Below are 23,289 nucleotides of genomic sequence, written 5' to 3' on the forward strand. Positions count from 1 at the left end.
AGTAATCGCAATGCAATTCGCTGAAGCAAAGACCAAGATGAGCGCCATCCGCGCCGACCTACAGGCCGAGGTCGACACCGTCTGCGCGAACGCCAGGTACTCGACAGACGGCAAGGTTCACGAGATCGCGAAGGCCATCCTCGATGCCCGCTCGCTGGCCGTCGAACTGCGGGACCAGTTCGTCACCACCAGCGAAGAGACTCGCCGCAAGCTCGCCCGCAAGCTGTTCGGCCTGCCCGCCGGGGCCGATCCCGCCACGGTGTTGGTCTATCGGGACGCGGAGGACCGCGCCGCGAAGATCACCGACCCCGACGAATACGGCCCCCTCATGGCACGCGCCCTCGACCGGGGCGACGACCTCATGGCACGAGCCATCGCGGCCCGCGCCGATACCCAAGGAATCACCGATGTCGCCGCCGCCTACGCCGCCGGCACCGGACAAACCGGCGCCTACACGGAGCTGGACGCGCTGCCCACCGGCCGAAACTTCAACACCGCTGTGGCGATGGTTTTTACAGTCCCGCTGCCTGCGTTGCCCACCGAGCTGGCCTCCATCATCCGCACCGCCGCACCGTCGATACTGACGGCTGACGACACCGCCGGCCAGCTCCGGAAGCTCGCGGAGACCCCACCGGCGAACGCCACCAAGCCGACCAGCAGAACCTACCGTCCCGGCTCCCTCGGAACCGTCGCCGTCTCCTGATGGCCTCGCCCTGGGTCAGCCAGGCACCGGCCACGCACCCACACACACATAGGAAGGGGGCACATGCTCAAAATGCCCGCAATCGGCGAGAACGGCGTACCTGATCCTGTCTTGGCCCCGATCTCGGCCTATATGTGGGCGGACGCGAAGCGTAATGCGAAGGATGCGGAGTCGCGTGCTCGGCCGTTAATCCGGTTGTGGGACAAGGACATGAAGTTCATCGGCCGTATCGGTGGTGAGAAGTCCGTTGATATCGAGACCCGTTTGCATGACACCGGTACCGGTTCGATTGTGTTGCGGGGCTCGGATTGGATCAACAAGTTCCTACGCACCGATGTCCGATCCAACGATGACCTTAACATCACCGTCGACCCGTATCCGAACAACCGGAATTGGCGGTGGCGGTGGGGCGGCAAAGTCACTGCTGTCCGTAACGTGCGCACTGAGAAGGGCTTGCATGAGCTGCATTTCGATGTAGCGGAGAACCGGGAGCACTGGAAACACCTCTACTTCGCGGCCACACCCTGGTGTGCCCCGGAATTCCAGCCCCTCAAAGCATGGGTGCTACCGGGGAACACGCGGACGATTACGGCGGTATCGGGGTTCGTCAACTTGGCGCGGATCTTCTACCCGCCGTTGGGGATAATCGACAACTTCGTCAACCCCGGCGCGTGGCTGAAGCCCTTGACGGATGGGCGGTTGTGGTCACCGTTGGGGTGGCCGATCCAGATGCAGTTCGTCAACCCACTCACCGATACCAGTCGGTTCAGTGTGTTGGCGTCACGCTGGTCCTCGGCCCACGACACCACCGAAGGAATGTTGAAGGATGCGGGATGCAACGTCCGCGCCTACACCTGGCTGACGGAGGACGAAGACTCGCCGCACCCCGAACTCGCGGTTCTCGTCGGGGAGGAAGCTGCGCGGCCTTCCCGGAACTGCATCGTCCTGGCGGTTGAGGACCAGTCCGGAGTTGTTGGTTTGACGGGTACTGCAATCGACGGGGCCGTGAATCTGGTTGCGGCGACGGCTGATGACTTGATCTCGGAGATCCTGTACGAGTTCCGCGACGCCGACGCCATCGACCCACGCACCGGGAAGAACGTGAAGCCCTACATTCAGGACTTCCTGGGCACTGCACCGAAACTGCCGAACATTGTGTTCCGGGACTCGTTGGACCAGTCACCGATCAAGTCGTCGGAACGGGCGATCTTCAAGAGCAAGGCCAAATCCATTCTGGCCGGAGGCAAGAGCCCCGGATGGGTGAACCAGCTACAGACGTTCGGGATCAAGTTCGGGCTCAGCTTTATCCAGGTCACGCATGCATACGGATACGGCGGCGCTGGCGCTGCTGTGGCCGGCCCCGCCCCCCAAGGATCCGGGCTTGAAGAGGTCTACCAAGGGCAGTTCGACAACATGCTGTTGGCGTTCATGCGGCACACGGACCCGATGCGGGAGATCGCAGCCGGGGACATGGGCTATTTGGAGTATTTCACTCAGGAGGGTGGCGGGACCGCCTACACGATCAGTTCAGCGTTGACGTTGCGGCAGGGGCATTGGAAGACCCGCCCCTACCAGTCGTTCAAGGTCAGCATCTGGAACCGCCGGCCCTACCAGGTCTACTACGACTTCGATCTTGGGACGCGCGCCCTGTTCGAGATCGACGGTCTGCTCTACACGGACCAGTTCACGGCGATCCGTATGCACTACGACGAGTCCACCCCGAAGACTTTCGACGTGACGATCGGGACCGGGTCGGAGCAGGAAGACCCCATGGGGCAAGCCGTCCGCACGCTACAAACCATGTGGTCCGCAATCGGGACTCTCTTCGGCTCCAATGACTTGTTTTGACGATCTATTGCGGCAGCGTGTCGGGACACATGTATCGCTGCGCACCCTCAATCAGGGGATCGCGGTATGCGTTCTGCTGAAGTCCGAGGAACGGGATGTCGGCTGCGGTGCCGCCGTTATGGAATACGTCGCACACCATGTTGGCGACCATGATGTTGCTGTAATCGGCGCCGGGCGTGCTGAAGTAACTCGGCGGAACGCCTTGCGCATGGATGAAGTCCAGAAACTCCTGCTTGTCGGCACTCGCCACTGCGGCTGTTCCGAGCAGCAACCCCAGGCAGGCCACACCGACACCGGCCACCGACACAACACGACTCCGCGCATTGATTCCAATCATCCACAACAAGTACCACCCGACCGACCATCCCCGCAGGTCTTCATATCCATGCTGCACTGCACATACCCTGGGGGGAACCCCTCCGACCCCCCACGACGCCGCTCGTGGCATAGGCGTTAATAGAGGGAGTTCTTTTTTTTTCTTGACGGGGAGAGATTGATGCCTATGCCACGAGCGGCACTGTCGGTGGCCGAAGGGGTGCCCCCCCAGGGATCTTCTTTCCAAGATCACCGACTGGGACGGATCGCCTCAGTCACGCGGCAGGTCGGAGCCCACGACGTTCTGCTCACCCAGATCGTTCAGCTTGTCGAGTGAATCCTCCGACGTGTCGACGAAGTCATCCTCAAGCCTCCGGCGCATATCAACGGCGGCCTGATGACTGCGGAATGTGGGGTGGGCCGCCTCGGGCGCGAATATCCCCCCTTGCCAACCGCGAGCGCTGCGGTACCGGGTGATCGGATCGAGGACATCGTGCGGCTTACGTGACGGATACACCGGGTAGTCTTCGGTGATCAGTTTGCTGTCGTCGAAGAGTGTGGCCAACGTCTGCGCCGGCGTCTGCTCGTCCAGCGCGCGTGCGAGTGCGAACACAGGGTACGGCTGACCACCCCACACACCCTTGAGTACGTGGGTGCCGACGAGATGGGCTTTGCGGTTGTTGAGCTCCGCAGCGCTGTAGTGCTTGAACAGCAGGTGCGCTACTTCTGCGGTCAGCACGAAGTACTCGCGCGTCGCGTACTTGAGCACGCGGAAACCCGTGTCGATGCTCGGACCAACGAAGTCCATCGCGAACTCGGCGGCGAAGGTGTCGTCGTCTGGACTCGCATCGTTGAGGGTCTTCTCGTTGGCGGCCTCCGCATCGATCTGCGACTTCGGATCTTGCACCTGAACCTTTCGCGGGATCGCGACCCGCCGGTCCGGGGCAGGAACCGTCGCCAGAAAGGCGCCACCTTTCAAGGTCATCGGGGTCTTCAAGAGGAGGTGCTGCTGTTCGAAGGCCAGCATCGCCGCGAGCCAGGCGTCAACTGCATCGCTGCACTCCTGCTCGGAGTCGATGAGAACCGAAAAGATCAGCTCGTCCCCGATGGCCTTCCACAGCGACAGTCGCCCGCTGAGACCGGCACACGACTTCGCCACTTCCGCCGACAGAATCGAGGGGAACTCCGTGTAGAAGGCGAGGAACGTCTTGATCCAGTCGTTCTCCTCGCTCTGCTTGAACTGCGTCGAGTTCTGCAGGTCACAGGAGAGGAAGAGGATCGATCCGTCACGGTTGGCGCCCGAAGCCATCAGGTGTCGAGGCCGAGATACTCGGCGCGCACCTTCACCGCCGGAATCGACACCTCGAAGCGACGAGCGACCATCACCATGTCGCCGTTCAGCTGCTTGAACGCCGACTTGAAGTGTTCCTCCGGCATCAGGAGGTTCGAAGCGAACACGTTCGCCTGCGTCTCGGCCACGTTGCGGCCCAGCCGCGTGAAGATGGAGACGCGTTCACCGACGCGATGCGTCTCCGGCGCGCGGTAGTGCAAGAAGTAGTGGCCCAACTCGTGGGCGATCGTGAACCGGTCGCGCAGCTGCGAGGTGTGCGTGGGGATGATCACCGTGAAGTCGCCCTTGTCCCGGACTTCGAGCGACTCGGCGCGGTCGTCGACGATGATCTCGCCGCCGAGCTTCCTGAGCAGCTCGTGCACGTTGACGTGGCCGTTCGTGGCGATGACTCCGTGTTCGCCCGCGATCTGCTCGGCGTACGTCGCGATTGCTGAATAGGACAGTCTCGATCGCGGCGCCTCCACCGCACCCTGACTCAACACGCCTACCACTTCCAAACCTCCACCACCATCATCTCGCGCTCGAAGGCGCCCCGGTATGCGAGTTGCATCGCAAGGCTGCCCCCTTCGTGACCCAGGTGACTGGCGGTACACGCCAAACCGATAATACGAAGACTAGCGCGCTGAAGGCGCCATCCGTTCTCAAACACGGCACGGTAGCGCAGCGGTCCGACAAGGCCGCAAATGAAGCTGAGGGGCGCACCGATGCGCCCACGGATTGACCTGCCATTTCGCTGGGCCGGCGGGGCAGCAGCGCCAAAGGTAGGGGTGGGGGGGTGACCCCCTCGGCCGCCTACACCGCCGCTCGTGGCTTAGGCGTTTACTCCCCCCGACATACCCCCCCTCCCCCGGTGTGGAAAAAACGGAATGGGGGGTAAATGCCTAAGCCACGAGCGGCGATCCTGCAAAGGGGTTGGCTGCCTCCCCACCCTTCGTCGTTAGACTGGATCGTGCGGGACGTCCCCCCGTTCCACGGGGGATTGGCGTCCCGCATCGTCATGTATCGCGTTGATGCTGCGAAGGCGGCGGGCGGATCTTGGGGTAAGGGAAAGCGTGCGGATGCGAGGCTCTGCACCCTCGGCTGTGGGCACTTCAGCCTTCGGTTCTGCTGCGCGCTTGGTGTCGAGTTGCGCAAGTAAAGCATCAACCTGCTGCTGGGTGAAGCGGTAAACGCCCCTACTTATCCGCAGTGCGGACACCTCCCCTGACCGGACCAGGCGCAGCAGCCACAGGCCGGGGTGTTCCAGGTCATCTCCGCATACCGACCGGGCGACCTCAGCCAGCGAGTAGGTATTCACGGGGAGGGTCATGGCGGAGGACGATACCGATTTTCGCTTAGGGCAGTCGGAGATGGCTTGCCGTTCGAGGCTTCTCCTTTAGCGGCAGGCCTGTACTGGTTCCGGCCGTAGAATCTGGGTTGTGAATGATCGCGACCTTGCCGAGGAGCTGTTCGCTGTGGCCGCCCCTAGCGGGGATTGGGCGATCAAGGGCGCGATTGCGGCCGGCGAATACGTCGCAGCGATCATCGACCTGGTTGAGCAGGCTGCGATCCGCAGCATCCGCCTGCCGCAGAACCTGGTCGACGCGGTGGTCAACTTCATTGATGACCCTGCGCTCGATGCCGACGATATCGCCGCGATCCGTGAAGACCTGGCCACGCTGGCAGCGCTGGAGCAGAGCTGACCTAGCGGGATCAGGCCTCGTGCCCAATGCGGCGCACTTGATCGGAACTCAACGGTTCAAGGGCGACAGATTGTTTGCAGCTGCTCCGTATTTTCCCCGTATAAACGTGCACGACACGCCGCGTACTTACCCGCATCCGTACGCACTGATAGCAAGCGTGATCGTTTGCAGCGCAATACATTAACGGACTTCAGCAATCTTCAGCAGACGCTTCGACGCCAAGCTGAATACGCGGGTTCGATTCCCGTCATCGGCTCCACGTTTGAGCAGGGGTTTTAGCCCGATCAGCTCACCTCACCCGCCCGGCGGTCCCTTAACGGTCCCTTGCTCTGCCTGCAAGACGCCGCCGGGGTGGGCACCCCTGTCTCTACTCCCGTCCGTCAAGAGTCATCTGCGGTCCACTTGCATCGAACTGATGTTCGCGTAATGTCGATTGGCAGGGCGGCTCCAGCAAAGGGGCCTCGGGCAGTGGAGGGGCGCGCGTGCAGATCATTTCCTTCTTCAACCACAAGGGCGGCGTTGGCAAGACGACGATGCTCTTCAACACGGCCATCGAGATGTCCCGTCTCGGGATGCGCGTGCTCATGGTTGACCTAGACGCGCAGGCGAACTTGACCGCCATCAGCCTTCCCGACGAAGCCCTGGAACAGCTGTTCGTTGCCGGTGCGACAAACCAGACTGTGGCGCACGCGTTCAACCCGCTGGTCGGCGGCTCCGGGGACATCGCACTCCCTGAGGCGCACGTCGTACGGCCCGGCGGAGTTTGGTTGGCGGCTGGCGACCTCGGTCTAACCAACTTCGAAGGCATCATGCCGAGTGCCTGGACCGAAGCGTTGGCTGGTAACGAGCGCGGCTTCCGGGTCACGAGTGCGCCTTATCGGTTGATCCAGCAACTTGCTGACCAGGTTGACGCGGACTATGCCTTTGTTGACCTTGGTCCCAATGTTGGCGCGCTGAACAGGGCTGTGCTCCTCGGAAGCGACTACCTGATTGTGCCGCTGGCGGCCGACCTGTTCTCCATCCGGGCCCTACCCAGCGTCGGCGGCAGCCTGGAGACTTGGGTGCGGCAGTGGGCCACCGCATTGACCGTCTGCCCGCGTGGGTTGGCATTCGACATTCCGTTGGGACTGCCAAAGACGCTTGGCTACGTCCGACAACAGTTCAATATCTACAGGGGCGAGGCAACGCGGGCATTCAGGCATTGGATCGAACAGATGCCCGGCGCATTCCACGACGGTCTACTGCTGCCACTGTCCGAATTCGGAGATGGGACCGGCACAGATGCCACCCTGGCTGATCCGGCCCTCGCCCGGGGCGCGGATCTCGGCGATCTGAAGAACTATCACAGCCTCGTTCCGTATGCGCAGAACATGCGACGGGCCATTTTCGAACTACAGGTGGATGACGTGATTTTCGGCGACCAACACAAGAAGGCGTTGGCGAGCGAAGAACAGTTCAGGGCATTGTGCGACAACATCCTTGCTCGTACCGGCCAGGAGGCCCGGGACGCCGAACCGGTCAGCTAGCCCGTCAGCGGTACAACGTTTCCGGTTCGCCCGCAACACCGCAGGCCAGTACACCGCTTTGCAGAACCTCGGGTGCCGTAGCGGAGCAGTCAAGTCGAGCACCAACCGCGCTTCTGTTGGGAACCATCTCCACGGCAGCCTTTTGGTGCGGCCAAAACGCGGCAGAGCATCTGGGCATTGGTCCCGGCGCCTACGCCGCGGTGACGAACGACGCAGTTTTCAAACGGATTCCGGCTGCCTGCAGCGATACCTCGAACGTACTGGCCAGCACGGAAGTCAATGTCTGATGCTCAGCAGAGTCAACAGCGACGGCCGTCCCAAGACCTAGGCGCCCCATTTCTCTGAGTGCCACCCGATTAAACAATCTGCGTGGCATCAATAACGCCGCCATTCCTCGATTTGCCTGGACCTCGCGCCAGTCGGATCTCCGGCGCGTCAAAACGGCATCTACAGGTTCCGGCGAAATATCGCGGTGCAGACACTCGACTCTCGCACCCGCCTCAGTTAACGGCTGCGCAGCTCCGGCGAGCCGCGCGAACTCGGGTTCGTATAGGTACCGATGCAGGTAAACGTGCGACGCTTCGTGGGCGATGGTTGCTCTCCAACGTCCGATCGCGGCGGTGCCGGCACCCTCCTCATCCCGAGCGCAGGTCAACTCACTGTTGATCTGCACTCGCGGTTTCCGTTTAGGGTCGAAGATCGTCAAACCGAGTACATCCGACGGAAGGTCTGCATACAGGTCAAGATCGCATCGCAGGTAACCCTCGACTAGCAGCTCCAAATCGGCTACTGGATCCGTCAGACTCGGCAACAGCTCTGCTTTTCGGAGTTGCTCGACAGCCATCTGCTCAATCTCGTCAGCCTCGTACCAAATTCGCTGGTCGCCCTCGGGGCCGGAATACCATTGCATCGCTCACTCCAGTCCGCGATCTCGCTTCAACTCGTCAACGGCCTCGATCAGCTTCTTGAGCTCCGCCTCAGGAATTCGCTCATTGGTCACACGCCTGAAAAGAACTCCAGCACTGGGGTTTTCCCGAATATACTGCTCGGCATCCTTACTGATGCCGACACGCCCTGCGGCGGCCAGCAGTTCGTCGAGGTCGAGACCAAACAGAGCTGAGATTTTTTGCAGCGCGTCATCCGAGGGTGTGCGTCGGTTGTACTCAATGTCGTTGAGGTAGGACGGCGACAGGCCTAGCGACTTCGCAACGCCGCGCAGGGTAAGGCCCGCCTCGACCCTCGCATCTTTTACCCGATCACCGAGCGGTTTGCCCGCGCCACGACTCGCCATGTTCGCAAACTAGCGCACGCGCACCGCGCTGACAGACATTGCCGACGCATGATGCTAATGTCATGATGTACGCACACATGCGAACACGCGCACAGTGGAGCACCGCGGTCGCAACAACGCCGCGGGTTGACCTCCCGCCGAGCAGAAGGAGTGCCTGATCGTGACCACATTGCGCATCACTATCGACAACGTCGAACGCCTCGTCACTGACGATGACCAGGAGGCAGCGTCGCTGCTTCGCCTCGCGGGCCGGGACCCGAGGGACTATGACCTGTTCATCGTCGACCAGCACGGCATCGAGTCGCACATCAAGGACAAGCAGATCGTCGATCTGCACGATGGCAACGAGTTCCACACCCGCCGCAAGGTGCACTTCACGATCGACGGCGAGCCGCACACAAGTTGGGACGACGACCAGACTGCGGCGGCGCTGCTGCGGTTGGCCGGGCTCGACCCAGCGAAATACGACTTGGCTCGGGTCAATGGTGCAGGTGGACGTGAGCGGTTCGCCGACGAGCAGCTGATCACCGTCCGCGACGGAGACGAGTTCGTCAGTACGAAGAGTGAAGGGGTCACGATCATCGTCAACACCAAGCCCCACCTGTGGGGCGGCAAAGACATCACTTTCGAGCAGGTAGTGGAGCTCGCCTCCCCCGGCCAACCGTACGACCCCGCGGGCACGACCGTCGAAATCAGCCGGGGCCACGGCCCAGATAAGTCCCTGCGGCCGGGCGAGAGTGTTCGCGTCAAGGAAGGAATGACGTTCGATGTCGAACCCACTAATCGGTCCTGAGGAACCCATTGGTCGTCTGCTCGCCGAGGGTTACGACCTGAAATTGCAGACCGGACACCTGATCATCGATCGTGTGCCCTACCTGACCGCTGACGGCCCGCGCGCCGACGGCCGGCTGGTTCTGCCGGTGAATGACAGCGGCGGTGTCATCACCGATGCCATTGGCGACCACACCATCTGGTTCAGCGGCAACGAACCACGCGACGAGCGCGGAGCGCCCCTCGGCGGCGCGAGCCCCCGTGACCTCGGAAAAGCAGGCAGCGTCAACTTCATGTTGTCCTTCAAGCCACCCGGCGGCAGTTATCCCAGCCTGTACGAGAAGGTGCGCTCCTACGCTCGCATCCTCAGCATCCCCGCTCGTGAAGTCGACTCGACCCTCACCACGACGCCCGGAGCCGCCTTCCAAGCCGTCGAAGACGACCTGCCCCTCGTCTACCGCGATACCAATTCCACCCGAGCAGGACTCACACCACTGAACAACGTCTTTCGTGGCCACCGAATCGCCGTCATCGGCGTCGGGGGCAGCGGGAGCTACATCCTTGACCAGGTCGCGAAGACTTGGGTTGACTGCATTGACCTCTTCGACGGTGACGTGTTCGAGAATCACAATGCTTTCCGCGCACCCGGCGCCGCTGCACTTGAAACACTTCAGGCGAGACGGAACAAAGCGGAGTACTTCGCCGAGGAGTACTCCCGGATGCACACCGGCATCACTGCACATCCCGAACACCTGACCATGAGCAACATCGATCTGCTCGCGAACACCACTTTCGTCTTCCTTGCGGCGGCGGACGCCGACCAGCGGCCCCTCATCATGACTTGGCTGAGCGAGCACGACATCCCGTTTGTCGACGTCGGGATGGGACTCCATCAAGAAGACGGGGGTCTCACCGGACTCGTCCGGTCCACCATGTACCTCCCCGACAACCACATCACGTCACCGGTCAACCCTCCGGCGACACCGGGCCAGGACGACTACGGTACGAACATACAAGTCGCAGACCTGAACGCCCTCAACGCATTACTCGCCGTCATCAGCTGGAAGCGTCATCTCGGTTTCTACGCCACCCACACTCCGGCGGCCGAGACCATCTACAAATTGTTTCTCAATGAACTTCGAAACGGCGACACGACATGACCCGCGCGGATCGCTACGCCGCCGAATTCGTCGAGTCGTTCCCTACACCAATGGAGCCCGGCATCCTGTACGTCTCGCCGAATTACTCCACAGCCGGTCATCTATGCCCCTGCGGATGCCGGCATCAAGTCGTCACCAAGCTCTCCCCAGCCCGATGGCGGATCACATTCGATGGCGAGGTCTCGCTATGGCCGTCGGTGGCAGCTACGGGGCTCCCGTGTAACTCCCACTATTTCATCACCCGAGGCGAAGTCGACTGGCGTCAGAATCTCAGCCCGGTCCAGGCGCAACGAGCCCGGCACGCCGATCAACACGCAGTGGAGATTCAACGCTCGAGGGGCGGCTTGATTAGACGCGCCTGGCACCGCCTCAAGAAAAGATGACTGGTCGCTACGCGGGTTCGATTCCCGTCATCGGCTCCACGTTTGAGCAGTGCCGGCCTGCTGAGGAGACCCGCTCATTTAACCCACGGCACGATCGGCACAAACGGCCGGTTGGCGTTGTGCCAGAAATGCTCCAGCGCGGAGACGGCGGTGTCGTGCGCTATCAGCCAGTGCCCGCCCTGGTTGATCAGGCCGATGGGCTCGGGTGCGCTCTCTTCATGAAAGCCCCCCACGGAGGTGACGGTCGCTCCGGCGAGATTGTCGCCCGCGGGCTGAATGTCGGACACCACGAAGTGGTAGGGCAACAGTCCGGCCTCTTGGGTCTCGCGCAGGCGATCGTCGATGGTCTGGGCTTCCTCGGGCGTGAAGCCGGGGGTGACGACGTTGGTCTTGTTCGCCGCGGGGATGTTCGGGTCGGTCAACTCGGCCACCGCGGCGAGCACCTCGTCGGCGGTGGGAACGCTTCCGATACACAGTGATTGGCCGGGATCTCCGCACGCCGCAGCGGCCGTGGCGGGCGCAGCCACGCCCGTGAACGTAGTAGCCAGCAATACCGCTGTGACGGCGATTCTCATAGCGCGAACGCTAACGGCGTCATGTGTCAACGATGTTTTCCGTTTGCAACGGCAAATGAACGAACCCTGGCGAGGCAAAGGCGCGGCCCTCGCCCTAGGAGCGCCCCGCCAGTCGGCCCTCGATTGCACGTACCACGTCGACCTCCCGGTCTCGAACGGCGCAAGCCACCTCGACGAACCGCGCCACCAGCGGGCTCGGTTCATCGCGCAGCCAGGCGACCGCTACCACAGATCCCGGCCAGTCGTCGACCGGCAGGCAGCGCACGCCCGGCGCCGGCAGGTACTGCGTGACTGCCGCACTAGTAATTGCGACCGCCACCCCAGCCTGAACCAGCTGTGCCTCCTCGGTGACCGAGTTGATCGGGAACCGCCGGACCGCGGTCGCATCATCGCGCACGGCATCCAGACACCAGAAGGCACGGTGACTCTCATCGGTGGTGTCGGTAACCGTAATCGGTTCGTCGATGAGATCGAGCACCGATACCGAGGAGCAGGCGGCAAGTCGATGGTTGGCGGAGACCATCGCGACGACCGGGTCGACGAACAGTGATTCCGTCTCAATATCGGGGGTGCTTACCGGCAACCGCAGCAGCGCCACATCGCTGACCCCCGACGCCAGCCCGGCCGACGGGTCGCCGATCGGGAACTCACGCATGGTGACGTCGACGCCGGGATAGCAACGACGGAACTCGTCGACGATCAGGCCGGTCAACTCCAGTGCGCCACCGGGGCCAAAACCCAGCCGCAGCGTCCCCGACAGTCCGCGGACCGCCCGTGCGATATCGGTGGTGGTGGCGTCCAGCGTCGCCAGCATCTCCCGCGCCCCGGCCAGGAAGATATCGCCGGCCGGGGTGAGCGTCACCTTCCGCGTCGTGCGGTTCAGCAGTTTGGCACCGGCCGACGCCTCAATTTCCTTGATCTCGCGGCTAAGCGCCTGCTGGGTCATACACAGGCTGGTGGCGGCGCGGCTGAAATTCAGCTCCTCGGCAACCACAACGAAGTGGCGCAGCTTGCGGGTGTTGATGTCGATACCAGCGAATATAGCCGCACATCCTGCGGCTTCGACTCAAATCTTGCATCGCCCGGTCCCATTAGCTAAACTAGCCGTGCAGTTCAGTTACGGAAGGCGAGAACATGAGCGTTTGGTTCATCACAGGAGCTTCCCGCGGGTTCGGTCTGCAGATCGCACGTGACCTGCTGGAACGCGGCCACCAGGTGGTCGCGACCGCGCGTGACGCGGCAACAGTCACCGAGGCGCTCGGCGAGAACGACAACGTGCTCGCCGTGGCCCTCGACGTCACCGACGAGACGCAGGCCCGCCAGGCCGTGCAGGCGGCAGTGGACCGTTTCGGTCGCATCGACGTTCTGATCAACAACGCCGGCCGTGGACTGCTGGGCGCGGTCGAGGAAGCCACCGACGCCGAGGTTCGCGCTGTCTACGAGACCAACGTGTTCGGTCTGTTGACCGTCACCCGCGCGGTCACACCGGTACTGCGGGCGCAGCGGTCCGGCACCGTCGTCAACATTTCGTCGGTGGGCGGGTTCGTCAGCTCCCCGGGATGGGGCGTGTACGCGTCCACCAAGTTCGCCGTCGAAGCCCTCTCCGAGGCGCTGCACGCCGAACTGCAGCCCCTGGGAATCCACGCGATGGTGGTGGAGCCCGGCTACTTCCGCACGGACTTCCTCGACTCGTCCAGCCTGCAGGTCCAGCAGCACACCATCGACGACTACGCCGACGGGCCCGCGGGCAAGATGCGCATCACCGCGGGCGAGCGCAACCACGACCAGCCCGGCGATCCCGTCAAGGCGGCGGCCGCGATCATCGATGTGGTCGAATCCGAGCGGCCCCCGGTGCGCCTGCTGCTGGGCAATGACACCATCGCCGCAGTCGAGGGCAAGCTGGCCCACGTGCAGGCCGAGTTGGCGCAGTGGCGCGGCGTCTCGGCATCGACCGACTTCGACGATGTCGTCTGAAACCGCCGGCCGGTCGGGCGAATCCACCTTCGTCCGACCTACCGGTGCCCGCAGCGATCGCATCCACCAGGCCATCTTGGATGCGACCGCGCAACTGCTCGACGAGGGCGGCTATGCCGCCTCCACCGTCGACGCGATCGCGGCCCGGTCCGGGGCCAGCAAGGCCACCATCTACAAGCACTGGCCGTCACGAACTGCGGTGGCCGCCGAGGCTTTCGGCGCGATGATGGCCCAGGATCTGCCGCTGCCGGATACCGGAAGCACCGTCGGCGATCTCACCGAGCAGGTGGTGCGGGTCTCGGCGTTCTACGCGAGTAGTCGCGGTGACGTATTCGCGCAGCTGCTCGCCGCCTGCGTCGAAGACGCGGCGGGCGCCGCCTATTTCCGGGACTACTTTCTCGACGGCCGCCGCGCGGCCATCACCGAACTGTGGCAACGGGGAGTCAGCCGCGGCGACGTCGACGCCGACATAGCCATCGATGACGTCATCGATCTGCTGTTCGGGCCGCTCATCTTTCGCCGCATGAGCGGCCACTGCACGCTCACCGAGGAACATGCGCGGCGGCTGGCCGACGTCGCGCTGCGCAGTGCACTCGCCCCAAACGGCCCCCAAGCCGGCTGATCCCGCCACAATCTCCGGTATGGGTCTGTTTCCGAAGCCACACGCCACCTTGACCGACACCGAGGTCGCCGACGCGCTGGGCCGCGCGGTCGCGGTTATCGATCCGCTGCTCGACCTGCTCGCCGAGGCCGATCCGATCGGGCTGCGCAAACGCACCCGCCGACTGCTCACCCCGCCCCGCGGCCTGTCCCATCGCATCCGGCGGTTTCGGCTGCGGCGGCGCCGTCACGACGCCGGTCGCGGCCCCAACGTCACCAACCGCGCCTTGAACGCCGGGGCCCAGCTGATCAACGCCGCGGATCTGCCCGGCACCGCGGCGTGGGAGCGGATGAGTCGCGAGCAACGGGTGCACTGGTGGGTGCACCGGGTGGGTGCGCTCAACACCGTGGTGGTCGCCTCCCCGGGGGTGTTCGGCTGGCTGACCCGAGTGGTCCCGGTGGGCGAGCTGGCGGGATTCGTCAACCACGCCATCGTGTTGTGCGCGCTGGCCCGCGAGTACGGCGTCACCGACCGGCGCGAGCAGGTGCGGCTGCTCGCCGAGGTGTTGTGCGGGCGCCATCTTCCCGAGAACGTCGACGTACCAACGCAACCCGATCCCGCACCGCTTCCCGAAACACCGCCGCCGGGGTGGAAGCCGCTGAAGTCGATCACGTCATCGACCCCGGTGGTGATCACCCGCACCGTCTGGCAGCTGGCCGGCATCCTGCGGGCGACTTTCGACGAGGTGAGCAAGCGCCCGCACCCCAAGAAGTTCTATCAGCGTCTGGGGGCACTGCCCGGGTTGGGTTTGTTCGCCGCCTATTTCGGCGAGCGTGGCGCGCTGATCCGAGCGGCCGAACAAGGCGTGGCTTGGCTCCAGGCGCGCGAAGACGGTGCCAGCCCCGGCGAGACCGGCGAGGTAAGACCGCTTTAGAAGACCCGGATCCAGTCGACGAGCATCTGGGCGGGGTAGCTGCCCGATCGAGGATCACCGCCACCGGAACCGGCCACCGCCAGGTTGAACACCGAAAACACGTGGTAGCCGGGATTATTGAAAGGCCAGTCCGCGATCGAGTTCGCCGGAACGGAGAAGTAGGGTGCGGCTCCGTCGACGTAGTCGCGCCAGAACCGGATGCCGTCGGTGTCCCAACGGCACCGCCAGGTGTGCCAGGCGCTGTCCATCGAGATCTGTTGGGTTGCCCATTCGGCACCGTTCGATCTCGTGTGGACGGTGGTCGCCGATGGCCAATTGCCGTTGCCGTACCACTCCAGCACGTCGATCTCGCCTTGATCGTCGTTGCCCATCCACCAGGCGGGCCAAGCCCCTGCGGTGAGGCAGTCGAGCTTGATCCGGGCTTCCCAGGTGTGCCCGATACCGCCCATCCACCGGCTCTGGATTTTTCCGCTGTAGTAGTTGTCGCTATCTTTGGCGGCGCGCAGCACCAGGTTCGACTTGCCGTCGACGAACACGTTCTTGCGATCGTCACGGTATTGGCCGACGTTCTCGGGACGCTCCCAAAACGTCGGGTCCTTCATCGATTCCCGGGCCTGCGCCACCGCCCACTTCGCCGGGTCCGGCGCGGAACCAGCCGGGCCGTCGAACTCGTCGCTGAAGAGGTAGGTCTGCGACGGCGCGTCGGGCAGCGGATCGGCGGGCCCCGGTCGGGCCCATGCCTCCGGCATGCGCATCGCGGCGGCAAGCATGCCGAATCCGGTCGTCAACATCAGGCTGCGTCGATTTATCTCGGCCACCTTCGCATGAAACCACTACAGCGGCCGAGGCATCAATGGCAGAAGCCCCGCACACCCGAAGGTGTGCGGGGCTCCTGTCGCCTGTTGTAGCGGCCCTTAGCCGGCTGCCGGAGCAGCGCCCTCGCCGCCCTGGCCGCCAGCACCGGGGTTGGTCCCGTTGTTGTCGGCGCCTGCGGAGCCCGGTGCTCCCGCGGTCTCGCCGGAGGCGCCACCGGCACCGCCGTGGCCACCGTCGCCGGCCGTAAGCCCGCCCGAAGCACTGCCGCCGGTACCGCCGGTACCGCCGTTGCCGCCGGTAGCAGTGGCGCTGTCGCCGCCCACGCCGCCGACGCCACCGGTACCGGACGCCAGACCGTTCGAGCCGCGAGCCCCACCGGTGCCACCGGCACCGCCGTTGCCACCGTTGCCCGAGGTCGAGTCACCGCCGGCACCGCCGGTGCCGCCCGTACCGGCGGTCGCACCGAACCCGGCAGTACCGCCGGCGCCGCCGACGCCACCGTTGCCGCCGGTGCCGATCGTGCCGGCGCTGCCACCGAGGATGCCCGCGGTTCCAGCCTTCGCTCCGGCCGCGCCGCCCTCGCCACCGACGCCGCCGTTGCCACCGTTGTTGTTGAACGTGGTGTTGACCAGCGAACCGTCGCCACCGGCGCCACCAGTACCACCGGCGCCGCCGGCGCCCGAGTTGCCGCCGCTACCGATAAGCGAACCGCCGTTGCCGCCGTTACCGCCGTTGCCACCGTTGCCACCGTTGGCACCGGTCTCCGCGGCCGTCGTGTTGGTTGCGTTGTCGCCCTTGCCTCCAGCACTGCCGGCACCGCCGACGCCACCATCGCCACCGGCACCCAGCATCGCCGCCGAGCCACCGTTGCCGCCGTTACCACCGTTGGCGGCGCCGACGCCACCGTTGCCGCCGTTGCCGCCGTTGCCCAGCAACGAACCACCGGCGCCACCATCGCCACCGTTGTTGGTGCCCTCGATCACGTTGCCCTCGGCGTCCTTGATGGCACCCAACGCGCCGGCGCCGCCGTCGCCACCGTTACCGATCAGGCCGGCGTCGCCACCCGCGGACCCGGCGATGCCGTTGCCGCCGTCGCCGAACAGCAGACCACCGTTGGTGGCTGCGGTCAGCACACCGTCGTCGCTGATGGACGCGTCAACGCCATCGCACACCAAGCCACAGCTGCCATCGAACGCGAACAGCGTGTTGATGCCGGTCGCATCGAAGATCGGAATCAGCATGTCGCCCATCGAGTGGATGCTGCTGTAGATCGAGTCGTAGATGCCTTCCAGCCCAGTGCTGTCCGCGGCGCCGGGCAGGGCCAAGTCGAAGCTCGAGCCGTCAAAGGCCGCAGTGCCGTCGGCCGAGTCGTCCCAACCGAGCGCGCTCAGCACATCGCCGAAGTCGAAGTCGAAGTCCGCGTTGGCGGCCGGAGCTGCGGCCAGCGGGCTCAGGCCCAGCGCCAGGAACGCACCCACGGCGCTCCCAGCGCCCACCACGCGCCGACGCGCGCCGCCGTTGTGACCTTGACTCATCAAAGAAATCCCCTCCTGTGGACTTGCCGTCAGGCAGTCGTGTCTCCCTCAGCATCGCCTTAGATGGCGAGCGAGGGGGACGCTACCTCAGCGATCCACCTGCTTGCCGGACCCTGCCCAGACTTGACGGGCGTCGAGTCGCTCGCCAATGCCGCTGAGCTGCAACAGATTCCACATGCAGACTCCGATGATGTGGCGCAAATCACATTCCGCCTCGTCGTGCCGCGTACGATTTCCAAAGCCCTACCGACCAGTAGCCAAGACGGCTAACTTGATCGAGATCCTGTGAAAGACAGCCTGTTTCGTTAACGTTTCCGGCGAGGGGCGGAAGCAAAAGAACCCGTGTCGCGATTAGTGCACGAACTCTCCGCCGGCCGGAACCGGCACGGCGGGCGAGGCGGACAGCAGGCTAGAAGACCCGCACCCAGTCGATCAGCATGTCGGCCGGGTAACTCCCCACTCGGGCGTCACCGCCGCCGGATCCACCGATAGCCAGGTTCAGGATCGGGAACACCGTGTATCCCGGGTCGTTGAACGGCCACTCCCGGCCCGGTTCGTCGATGTTCTCGATGCCGACGGCCGGGACGGAGAAGTAGGGCTCCATACCCTCGGCATAGTCCTGCCAGAAGTACATCCCGCTCTGGTTCCAGGTGACCCGCCAGTTGTGCCAGTTGCCGTCCACCGGGAGCGCGAAGGTTTCGAACGCGGTGCCGTAGGGGTTGGCGTGCACGGTGGTGCCCGAGGGCCACTCGCCGTTGCCGTACCACTCCATCAGGTCGATCTCGCCCTCACGGCCCGGGTCGTCGTTGGACAACCACCATCCGGGCCAGCAGCCCGCCGTCTGGCAGTTCAGCTTGATGCGGGCTTCCCACGTGGTGCCGATGCCGCCACGCCAGTTGCCGTGCACCAAGCCGCCGAAGAAGGTGTTGCCCTCCTGGGTGCCCCGGATCACCAGGTTGGAGTTGCCGTCGAGGAAGACGTTCTTGCGGCTGTCGCGGTACTGGTAGAAGTACTCGGGCCGGTCCCAGCCGACCGGACGACGGATCGGGGTCCGGTGATTGGAGATCGTCCACTTCGACCGATCGGGGGCCGAGCCGGCCGGCCCGTCGAACTCGTCATGCCAGATGAAGCCACCGGGCTTGGCGGCACCGGTCGGGGGCGTCGCAGGCGCAGCGGGACCAGACGGCGGCTGCGCCGGGTCGCCGGGCGCTCCCGGGACCGCGGGAACGGCTCTGGCCTGGGGGGTGGGCGCTGCGGCAGCCAATGCGCCGGCACCCAGCATCATCATGACCTGGCGGCGGTTCATCTCGGACACGGTGGCAATCTAACCCACACCGCACCGGTGTCAAACAAGACAAGCCCGCCCACGTGGCCTATGTCACCTCATCGTCTTCGACGCTGTCGTCGAGCACGCCCACGGCGATCCCATAAGGCAGGAACCGGACTCGGCGATTCGGGTCGGGATTGCGCTGACTGGCGCGCAACGCGTCGATCTCGGTGGCGTAAACCTGCTCGACGCGCGCTGCCCCGTCGCCGCCGACGGTATAGATAGCCCACACGCCGTCACCGGTCTCGCCGGTGGTCGCCGGCTCAGCCCGCGCCGCCCGGGCCAGGTCCGCGAAGATCGCACCCCAGCCGGCTTTCTCCCCGGCGGAGCCGAATGTCCCGGAGAAGCGGTCGAATGCTGCGCGCAGCCCCTCGCCCGCCTCACGCATCATGCGGTCCAAATCCTCGGAATCGAATCCGAACGCACCGTTGTCGCCCATTGCGAGCTCCTTTCGCCCGGTCGCCACACCCCAGTGTGCCTGCGCGGGGCGAATCCGGCCACGGTCTCAGGCGACGCCCAAAGCTAGTTCTGCGGAACCGTGATCGGGATCGGAATCGGCACCAAGGGAATGTGCAGGTATTCGGTTGTCATCGGCACGGTGGTGGCCGGCGGCACCGTGGTGCTGGGCGGTTCACTGGTCGTGGGCGGGACGGTCGTGGTCGTCGTCGTAGACGGAGCCGTCGTGGTCGTTGTCGTGCTGGTCGGTGGCGCGGTGGTGGTCGTGGTGGTCGTGGTGGGCGGCGCCGTCGTCGTGGTCGGCGGCGGCGCCGTGGTGGTCTGCGGCGGCGGTGTCGACGTTGTGGCCACGGGCGGCGGCGCAGGGGCGCTGGGCTGCGGTGGCGCACTGGGCGTCGGGGTCGGCGGCACCACGGCACTGGTCTCGGGCGCAACCGGCGTCTCGTCGTCCTGACTGCGGGCCAAGCTGTAGAGCGCTCCGGCAACAGCGATCAGCGCCACCACGATGCCCACACCGAACGCCAACCGCGGTAGCCGCGAAGGCGCGCGACGGCCCGGGACCGGCGCAGCAGGCACCGAAACCGTCGGGCGGCGTCCGGTACTCAGATCCTGGTCGTAGTAGGGGTCCTCGACGTAGGGCACCGGCTCGGCACCAGCACTGCCGTCCTCCTGAGACCAGGCGAACGCGTCCACAACAGCACCGGAACCCGGAGCAGACATCACGGTCGGCGCCATGTCAGTTGCGTCGACCGCTTCTGCTTCCCTGGTGGCCTCGTCGTCGTGCGGGTCGTACATGGCTGACTACCTTGGATCGACAACGGCTGGAATGGCCTCACCATAGGCGGGGCCGAACCGGTCAGGAACGCCGACACACCGGCGGTCGGCGGGCTATCAGCCGATTCACACCACGGTCAGCGGCAGCGATTTGCGGGTGCGGAACACGAAATCCGCGCCGCTGCTGACCTTGGTCACCATCACCTCGGGCATTTCCTTTGCCTCGGTGTCGGTCTCGATCAGCCGGGCCGTCCACTCGTTTGCCGACCCCTCGACCTCCACCCGCAGGAGCGGGTTCACGGCGGTCGCGATGGCCTGCAGCGGGTTGACGTCCTGGGGCGAGCACAGCGTGATCCACGCGCCGTCGTCGTGCGCGGGCGAGGGGTGCACCGCGATGGTGTTCTCGCCGATGTCGGCGCGCACGTAGCCAATCGGATTGAGCAACGGATGCAGCTCGAAGGTGCGTCGCGCACCGTCGATGTCTCCAGGAAGCTTCAGCGCGTTCTTGATTCGCTGGGCGCCCAGCCCGGCCAGGCCGGTGAGCTGACGCCGACCCACCGATGCGGCCAGTTCGTCGGAGTCCGCCCGGGCCCGCACCGCGAGCGCGAAGGATAGGTAGAGCAGGTGCATCTGCAGGCACACCTCGTCGGCGATACGCACCAACGCCGAGTGAGAGAACGCGGTGAAGTCGACGTCGGCCAGCAGCGGTCCGGTGTAGTCCGCCAGCCCTTCGTCGGCGGCATCGATGTCGTCGAGTTGCCAAGTGGCGGCTTTGCTTTCACTGATCACCGCCAACGCGGGAATCGGCTGGGCCGGCGGGTAGTCCTCGTCGATGATGACGGTCCAGTGGCAGTGCGGTTGCCGGTCCGACGGCGTGCGGGGCGGGCGATGTACGGGACGGCACTGCGCGTGGACGTTGGTGGCCACCGCGGTGGCGTCGAACGTCGGATCCTCGATGGTGTGGCACATGCCGAAGACGTAGTCGTCACCCATCGGCTCCACGTCGAGCAGCGCGCCGCAGCTGGCCAACTCGAATTCGCCGTTCCAGCGATCGTGGATGGTGAAGCGGAAGTCCATGAACTGCGGTGGTGATCCGATGTCGAACTGCAGGCCCTTGAAGATGGTGAACACGTCGTCGCCGATGTAGCCCAGCGCGCGCTGCATACGCCGGGTGTAGATGGGGCTGGAGCCCGCCCACTCCTCGATGGCGATCTGCACCATTTCCTCGCGGCCGAACTCCGAGATGCACCAGGCCATTCCGGAGCGGTCGATCATGTGCCCGATCAGTAGCAGTTCGGGCACGAGGACAGCCAACTCCTCGCGGGACAGCGAGGCATACCTGGATTCGGTCACGAGCTAAAAAATAGTTGTGTCTATGTTATAAAGTCAACAATGACTATTTCCGCCGGTTCCGCCCGGCCGACTGGCCCCACTCGACGGACCAGCGCGCCCCGCAAGCGCGGCGACGACACCCGCGCCCGGATCATCGACGAGACGGTGCGCTGTATCACCGAAGAGGGTTTCGGCGCGGCGACCGCCAAGCACGTCGCGGAGCGGGCCGGGGTGACCTGGGGGGTCATCCAGTACCACTTCGGGGACCGCAACGGCCTGTTGATGGCCGTGGTCGACGACGGGGTGGCCGAACTGCTGACGAGCCTGTCCGCAGTCGACGTCAGCGAGCTGGGGCTGCATGAGCGAATCGAGGCAGTGGTGGACACCGCGTGGCGCTGCTACGCCAGCCCGACCTCACTGGCCGCATTCGAGATCCTGCGGGCCACTCGCGGCAGTTTGGGCGAGCAGTCCCATCAGCACCTGCTGCAGATGAACTCCGCGATCAACAGGCTGGGGCGGCTGGTCTCAGATGATCCCGCGGATTCCGGTGTCGCCGAGGTGATCTGGGCAGCGCTGCGGGGAATTGTGTTGGCGCAGATGATCATGGGAGGACCCATCGACTGGCAGACCGAGCGGCGGGCGCTGATCGACATGGTCGCCCACTACCTGCAGCGCGATCGCGGTTAGCTGATCGCTAGCCCGTCCGCCAGTGCGACGGCAGCGGCTGCCCCTCGCGCTGCCGGGTGTGATACGCCCAGGACGACGCCAGCCAGCCGCTTCCATTGGTCAGCGTGGTGATCGGCTTGCCGTCCTGATCGTCGTTCTTGCCGTTGCTCTTCTGGCTGCGGCGGTCGGTGGTGGCGGGCGTTGCGCCCTGGCCCGCGGTCGTTCCCATCATCGCCTCCTGACACGCCATTCCCGGCGGAAGTCCGGCGGCCGGCGGCAACGGGGTCTGCGCGGCGGCCAGCGTGTAGGCGATGGGCTTCATCTCCGGGGCTGCGGTCGCCCAGCTCGGCGGCACCGACAGCCCGCCGATCGGGATCGCCCTACCGATACCCGGCCCCGTCACCGGCGTCGTGGACGCCGACAGCACACCGCGCGGCCCGATCCCCAGGAAGGTCAAGGCCCCCTCCGTCCCACCGCGGACATACACCAGCCGTCCCCAGCCGGCGCCGTTGCTCACCACGGTGTACAAGCTGGAGTCGAAGCTCAGCCCGCTGCTGGCGATGCTGCTGAACGGCGTCAGCTGGCCCAATTCGGAGGTAAGGGTCTCCCACCACGTCGGTGGGTCTGTTGAGGCCGCCGGATTCGCGAACTGCTGCAGCGTGGCCTGCGTCAATGCCTGGCCGTTGCCGGCGGCCGCGTGCGATACCGCCGTGGACTGCGCGCCGGGCCCGGCCGGGTTGGTGGTCTGCGGCGGCCGGTCGAGTTCCGGCAGTGCGCTGGCCGGCATCGCCGCCGCCGCGTAGCCGTACATCGCGACGGCGTCTTGGGCCCACATCTCTGCATACGCGGCCTCAGCGGCGGCGATGGCCGGAGTGTTCTGGCCGAAGAAATTCGTGGCGACCAGGGTGGCGAGAAGGGTCCGGTTGGCGGCCACCACCGCCGGCGGGACAGTGGCCGCGAAGGCGGACTCATAGGCCGCGGCAACAGCTTTGGCCTGTATCGCGGTCTGCTCGGCGTTGGCGGCCCCGGCCTGCAGCCACGCCACGTAGGGTGCCGCGGCGGTGGCCATCGCCACCGATGTCGGGCCGGACCACGCGTGCCCGATCAGACTCTCGATCGCCCCGGCGTAGCCGACCGCAGCCGTCTCCAGTTCGGCGGCCAGGGCATCCCAGGCGGCCGCCGCGGCGAGCATCGGTGCTGCCCCCGCGCCGGTGTACATCCGGCCGGAATTGACCTCCGGGGGGAGGAACGCAAAGTCCATGTCGTTGG

Annotated in this window: 25 protein-coding genes; 11 read left to right on the top strand and 14 right to left on the bottom strand. The window is 65.1% G+C overall.

From position 1 onward, the window contains the following. The first annotated feature begins 10 nt into the window (after window positions 1-10). Window positions 11-703 carry a hypothetical protein gene (locus ACJH5R_RS14905; RefSeq protein ID WP_406782273.1) on the top strand — a complete coding sequence of 231 codons (693 nt, stop codon included), beginning with the start codon at window positions 11-13 and terminating at the stop codon, window positions 701-703. A 63-nt stretch (window positions 704-766) separates the two neighbouring features. Further along, window positions 767-2,551: a hypothetical protein gene (locus tag ACJH5R_RS14910; protein WP_406782274.1), complete on the top strand. Its 1,785-nt coding sequence runs from the start codon at window positions 767-769 to the stop codon at window positions 2,549-2,551. A gap of 4 nt (window positions 2,552-2,555) precedes the next feature. On the opposite strand, the gene ACJH5R_RS14915 is transcribed toward ACJH5R_RS14910, so the two are convergent. From ACJH5R_RS14915 to ACJH5R_RS14925, 3 genes are all read right to left on the bottom strand, one after another. Beyond that, window positions 2,556-2,858, bottom strand: a complete 303-nt coding sequence (locus ACJH5R_RS14915; protein ID WP_406782275.1) for a hypothetical protein — start codon at window positions 2,856-2,858, stop codon at window positions 2,556-2,558. Window positions 2,859-3,137: 279 nt separating this feature from the next. Further along, window positions 3,138-4,175, bottom strand: a complete 1,038-nt coding sequence (locus ACJH5R_RS14920) for a hypothetical protein (protein ID WP_406782276.1) — start codon at window positions 4,173-4,175, stop codon at window positions 3,138-3,140. Further along, window positions 4,175-4,708 carry an ImmA/IrrE family metallo-endopeptidase gene (locus ACJH5R_RS14925; RefSeq protein ID WP_406782277.1) on the bottom strand — a complete coding sequence of 178 codons (534 nt, stop codon included), beginning with the start codon at window positions 4,706-4,708 and terminating at the stop codon, window positions 4,175-4,177. Before ACJH5R_RS14925 ends, ACJH5R_RS14920 begins: the two co-directional genes overlap by 1 nt. Before the next feature lie 927 nt (window positions 4,709-5,635). On the opposite strand from ACJH5R_RS14925, the gene ACJH5R_RS14930 reads away from it, so the two are divergent. Then, entirely contained in the window at window positions 5,636-5,899 is a 264-nt protein-coding gene (locus tag ACJH5R_RS14930) for a hypothetical protein (protein WP_406782278.1), read from the top strand. Between the two features lie 482 nt (window positions 5,900-6,381). Further along, a complete protein-coding gene (locus ACJH5R_RS14935) occupies window positions 6,382-7,425 on the top strand; it encodes a ParA family protein (protein WP_406759851.1) in 1,044 nt (347 codons plus the stop codon). Between the two features lie 190 nt (window positions 7,426-7,615). Here ACJH5R_RS14935 and ACJH5R_RS14940 read toward each other — a convergent pair whose 3' ends face one another. Both ACJH5R_RS14940 and ACJH5R_RS14945 read right to left on the bottom strand, forming a co-directional pair. After that, window positions 7,616-8,335 carry an ImmA/IrrE family metallo-endopeptidase gene (locus tag ACJH5R_RS14940; RefSeq protein ID WP_406759852.1) on the bottom strand — a complete coding sequence of 240 codons (720 nt, stop codon included), beginning with the start codon at window positions 8,333-8,335 and terminating at the stop codon, window positions 7,616-7,618. Between the two features lie 3 nt (window positions 8,336-8,338). After that, window positions 8,339-8,716, bottom strand: coding sequence for a helix-turn-helix domain-containing protein (locus ACJH5R_RS14945; RefSeq protein ID WP_406759853.1), 378 nt, complete (start codon window positions 8,714-8,716; stop codon window positions 8,339-8,341). A gap of 160 nt (window positions 8,717-8,876) precedes the next feature. Here ACJH5R_RS14945 and ACJH5R_RS14950 point away from each other — a divergent pair, with 160 nt between their 5' ends. Genes ACJH5R_RS14950 through ACJH5R_RS14960 form a run of 3 tightly spaced genes read left to right on the top strand, consistent with a single transcriptional unit; the run spans window position 8,877 to window position 11,030 of the window. Continuing rightward, window positions 8,877-9,509 carry a multiubiquitin domain-containing protein gene (locus ACJH5R_RS14950; RefSeq protein ID WP_406759854.1) on the top strand — a complete coding sequence of 211 codons (633 nt, stop codon included), beginning with the start codon at window positions 8,877-8,879 and terminating at the stop codon, window positions 9,507-9,509. Further along, complete coding sequence (locus tag ACJH5R_RS14955; RefSeq protein WP_406759855.1) at window positions 9,484-10,647, top strand: ThiF family adenylyltransferase; 1,164 nt, start codon at window positions 9,484-9,486, stop codon at window positions 10,645-10,647. The genes ACJH5R_RS14950 and ACJH5R_RS14955 overlap by 26 nt, the downstream gene beginning before the upstream one ends. A gap of 50 nt (window positions 10,648-10,697) precedes the next feature. Then, window positions 10,698-11,030, top strand: a complete 333-nt coding sequence (locus ACJH5R_RS14960; RefSeq protein ID WP_406759886.1) for a DUF6527 family protein — start codon at window positions 10,698-10,700, stop codon at window positions 11,028-11,030. 74 nt (window positions 11,031-11,104) lie between these two features. On the opposite strand, the gene ACJH5R_RS14965 is transcribed toward ACJH5R_RS14960, so the two are convergent. Beyond that, window positions 11,105-11,605 (bottom strand): hypothetical protein, encoded by a 501-nt coding sequence (locus ACJH5R_RS14965; RefSeq protein ID WP_406759856.1) that lies wholly within the window; start codon window positions 11,603-11,605, stop codon window positions 11,105-11,107. Window positions 11,606-11,699: 94 nt separating this feature from the next. Then, window positions 11,700-12,647 carry a LysR family transcriptional regulator gene (locus ACJH5R_RS14970; RefSeq protein WP_406759887.1) on the bottom strand — a complete coding sequence of 316 codons (948 nt, stop codon included), beginning with the start codon at window positions 12,645-12,647 and terminating at the stop codon, window positions 11,700-11,702. Between the two features lie 92 nt (window positions 12,648-12,739). On the opposite strand from ACJH5R_RS14970, the gene ACJH5R_RS14975 reads away from it, so the two are divergent. The 3 genes from ACJH5R_RS14975 to ACJH5R_RS14985 are packed head-to-tail and all read left to right on the top strand — an operon-like array spanning window position 12,740 to window position 15,114. Then, window positions 12,740-13,579, top strand: a complete 840-nt coding sequence (locus ACJH5R_RS14975) for an oxidoreductase (protein ID WP_406759857.1) — start codon at window positions 12,740-12,742, stop codon at window positions 13,577-13,579. Then, on the top strand, window positions 13,569-14,201 hold the full coding sequence (locus ACJH5R_RS14980; protein WP_406759858.1) for a TetR/AcrR family transcriptional regulator: 633 nt from the start codon (window positions 13,569-13,571) through the stop codon (window positions 14,199-14,201). Before ACJH5R_RS14975 ends, ACJH5R_RS14980 begins: the two co-directional genes overlap by 11 nt. A 19-nt stretch (window positions 14,202-14,220) precedes the next feature. Then, window positions 14,221-15,114 (top strand): hypothetical protein, encoded by an 894-nt coding sequence (locus tag ACJH5R_RS14985; RefSeq protein ID WP_406759859.1) that lies wholly within the window; start codon window positions 14,221-14,223, stop codon window positions 15,112-15,114. Here the strand turns inward: ACJH5R_RS14985 and ACJH5R_RS14990 are convergent. The 6 genes from ACJH5R_RS14990 to ACJH5R_RS15015 form a co-directional block, all read right to left on the bottom strand. Next, window positions 15,111-15,905 carry a family 16 glycosylhydrolase gene (locus tag ACJH5R_RS14990; RefSeq protein ID WP_406759888.1) on the bottom strand — a complete coding sequence of 265 codons (795 nt, stop codon included), beginning with the start codon at window positions 15,903-15,905 and terminating at the stop codon, window positions 15,111-15,113. The two genes, ACJH5R_RS14985 and ACJH5R_RS14990, sit on opposite strands and share 4 nt — an antisense overlap. 123 nt (window positions 15,906-16,028) lie before the next feature. Further along, a complete protein-coding gene (locus tag ACJH5R_RS14995; RefSeq protein ID WP_406782279.1) occupies window positions 16,029-17,465 on the bottom strand; it encodes a hypothetical protein in 1,437 nt (478 codons plus the stop codon). 409 nt (window positions 17,466-17,874) lie between these two features. Then, complete coding sequence (locus ACJH5R_RS15000) at window positions 17,875-18,771, bottom strand: family 16 glycosylhydrolase (RefSeq protein WP_406759889.1); 897 nt, start codon at window positions 18,769-18,771, stop codon at window positions 17,875-17,877. Window positions 18,772-18,838: 67 nt separating this feature from the next. Then, window positions 18,839-19,231 carry a hypothetical protein gene (locus tag ACJH5R_RS15005; RefSeq protein ID WP_406759861.1) on the bottom strand — a complete coding sequence of 131 codons (393 nt, stop codon included), beginning with the start codon at window positions 19,229-19,231 and terminating at the stop codon, window positions 18,839-18,841. Window positions 19,232-19,314: 83 nt separating this feature from the next. After that, entirely contained in the window at window positions 19,315-20,043 is a 729-nt protein-coding gene (locus ACJH5R_RS15010; protein WP_406759862.1) for a hypothetical protein, read from the bottom strand. Window positions 20,044-20,148: 105 nt separating this feature from the next. Continuing rightward, window positions 20,149-21,375, bottom strand: a complete 1,227-nt coding sequence (locus ACJH5R_RS15015; RefSeq protein WP_406759863.1) for a hypothetical protein — start codon at window positions 21,373-21,375, stop codon at window positions 20,149-20,151. Between the two features lie 39 nt (window positions 21,376-21,414). Between ACJH5R_RS15015 and ACJH5R_RS15020 the strand changes: the two genes are divergently transcribed. Beyond that, the gene (locus ACJH5R_RS15020; RefSeq protein ID WP_406759864.1) at window positions 21,415-22,041 is read left to right on the top strand and encodes a TetR/AcrR family transcriptional regulator; all 627 of its coding nucleotides are present in this window, start codon (window positions 21,415-21,417) and stop codon (window positions 22,039-22,041) included. Between the two features lie 7 nt (window positions 22,042-22,048). Here ACJH5R_RS15020 and ACJH5R_RS15025 read toward each other — a convergent pair whose 3' ends face one another. Next, window positions 22,049-23,281, bottom strand: a complete 1,233-nt coding sequence (locus ACJH5R_RS15025) for a PPE family protein (RefSeq protein ID WP_406782280.1) — start codon at window positions 23,279-23,281, stop codon at window positions 22,049-22,051. Window positions 23,282-23,289 lie beyond the last annotated feature (8 nt).

This window comes from Mycobacterium sp. SMC-19 (assembly GCF_045310815.1).
GTDB lineage: Bacteria > Actinomycetota > Actinomycetes > Mycobacteriales > Mycobacteriaceae > Mycobacterium.

Bases quoted from the DNA above. Each gene is read 5' to 3' on its own strand.
- ACJH5R_RS14980 (WP_406759858.1), top strand. From the start codon at position 13,569: ATGTCGTCTGAAACCGCCGGCCGGTCGGGCGAATCCACCTTCGTCCGA.
- ACJH5R_RS14975 (WP_406759857.1), top strand. From the start codon at position 12,740: ATGAGCGTTTGGTTCATCACAGGAGCTTCCCGCGGGTTCGGTCTGCAG.
- ACJH5R_RS14940 (WP_406759852.1), bottom strand. From the start codon at position 8,335: ATGCAATGGTATTCCGGCCCCGAGGGCGACCAGCGAATTTGGTACGAG.
- ACJH5R_RS15020 (WP_406759864.1), top strand. From the start codon at position 21,415: ATGACTATTTCCGCCGGTTCCGCCCGGCCGACTGGCCCCACTCGACGG.
- ACJH5R_RS15010 (WP_406759862.1), bottom strand. From the start codon at position 20,043: ATGTACGACCCGCACGACGACGAGGCCACCAGGGAAGCAGAAGCGGTC.
- ACJH5R_RS14920 (WP_406782276.1), bottom strand. From the start codon at position 4,175: ATGGCTTCGGGCGCCAACCGTGACGGATCGATCCTCTTCCTCTCCTGT.
- ACJH5R_RS14905 (WP_406782273.1), top strand. From the start codon at position 11: ATGCAATTCGCTGAAGCAAAGACCAAGATGAGCGCCATCCGCGCCGAC.
- ACJH5R_RS14995 (WP_406782279.1), bottom strand. From the start codon at position 17,465: ATGAGTCAAGGTCACAACGGCGGCGCGCGTCGGCGCGTGGTGGGCGCT.
- ACJH5R_RS14965 (WP_406759856.1), bottom strand. From the start codon at position 11,605: ATGAGAATCGCCGTCACAGCGGTATTGCTGGCTACTACGTTCACGGGC.
- ACJH5R_RS14955 (WP_406759855.1), top strand. From the start codon at position 9,484: ATGTCGAACCCACTAATCGGTCCTGAGGAACCCATTGGTCGTCTGCTC.
- ACJH5R_RS14960 (WP_406759886.1), top strand. From the start codon at position 10,698: ATGGAGCCCGGCATCCTGTACGTCTCGCCGAATTACTCCACAGCCGGT.
- ACJH5R_RS14990 (WP_406759888.1), bottom strand. From the start codon at position 15,905: ATGTTGACGACCGGATTCGGCATGCTTGCCGCCGCGATGCGCATGCCG.
- ACJH5R_RS14985 (WP_406759859.1), top strand. From the start codon at position 14,221: ATGGGTCTGTTTCCGAAGCCACACGCCACCTTGACCGACACCGAGGTC.
- ACJH5R_RS14945 (WP_406759853.1), bottom strand. From the start codon at position 8,716: ATGGCGAGTCGTGGCGCGGGCAAACCGCTCGGTGATCGGGTAAAAGAT.
- ACJH5R_RS15025 (WP_406782280.1), bottom strand. From the start codon at position 23,281: ATGGACTTTGCGTTCCTCCCCCCGGAGGTCAATTCCGGCCGGATGTAC.
- ACJH5R_RS14910 (WP_406782274.1), top strand. From the start codon at position 767: ATGCTCAAAATGCCCGCAATCGGCGAGAACGGCGTACCTGATCCTGTC.
- ACJH5R_RS15000 (WP_406759889.1), bottom strand. From the start codon at position 18,771: ATGAACCGCCGCCAGGTCATGATGATGCTGGGTGCCGGCGCATTGGCT.
- ACJH5R_RS15005 (WP_406759861.1), bottom strand. From the start codon at position 19,231: ATGGGCGACAACGGTGCGTTCGGATTCGATTCCGAGGATTTGGACCGC.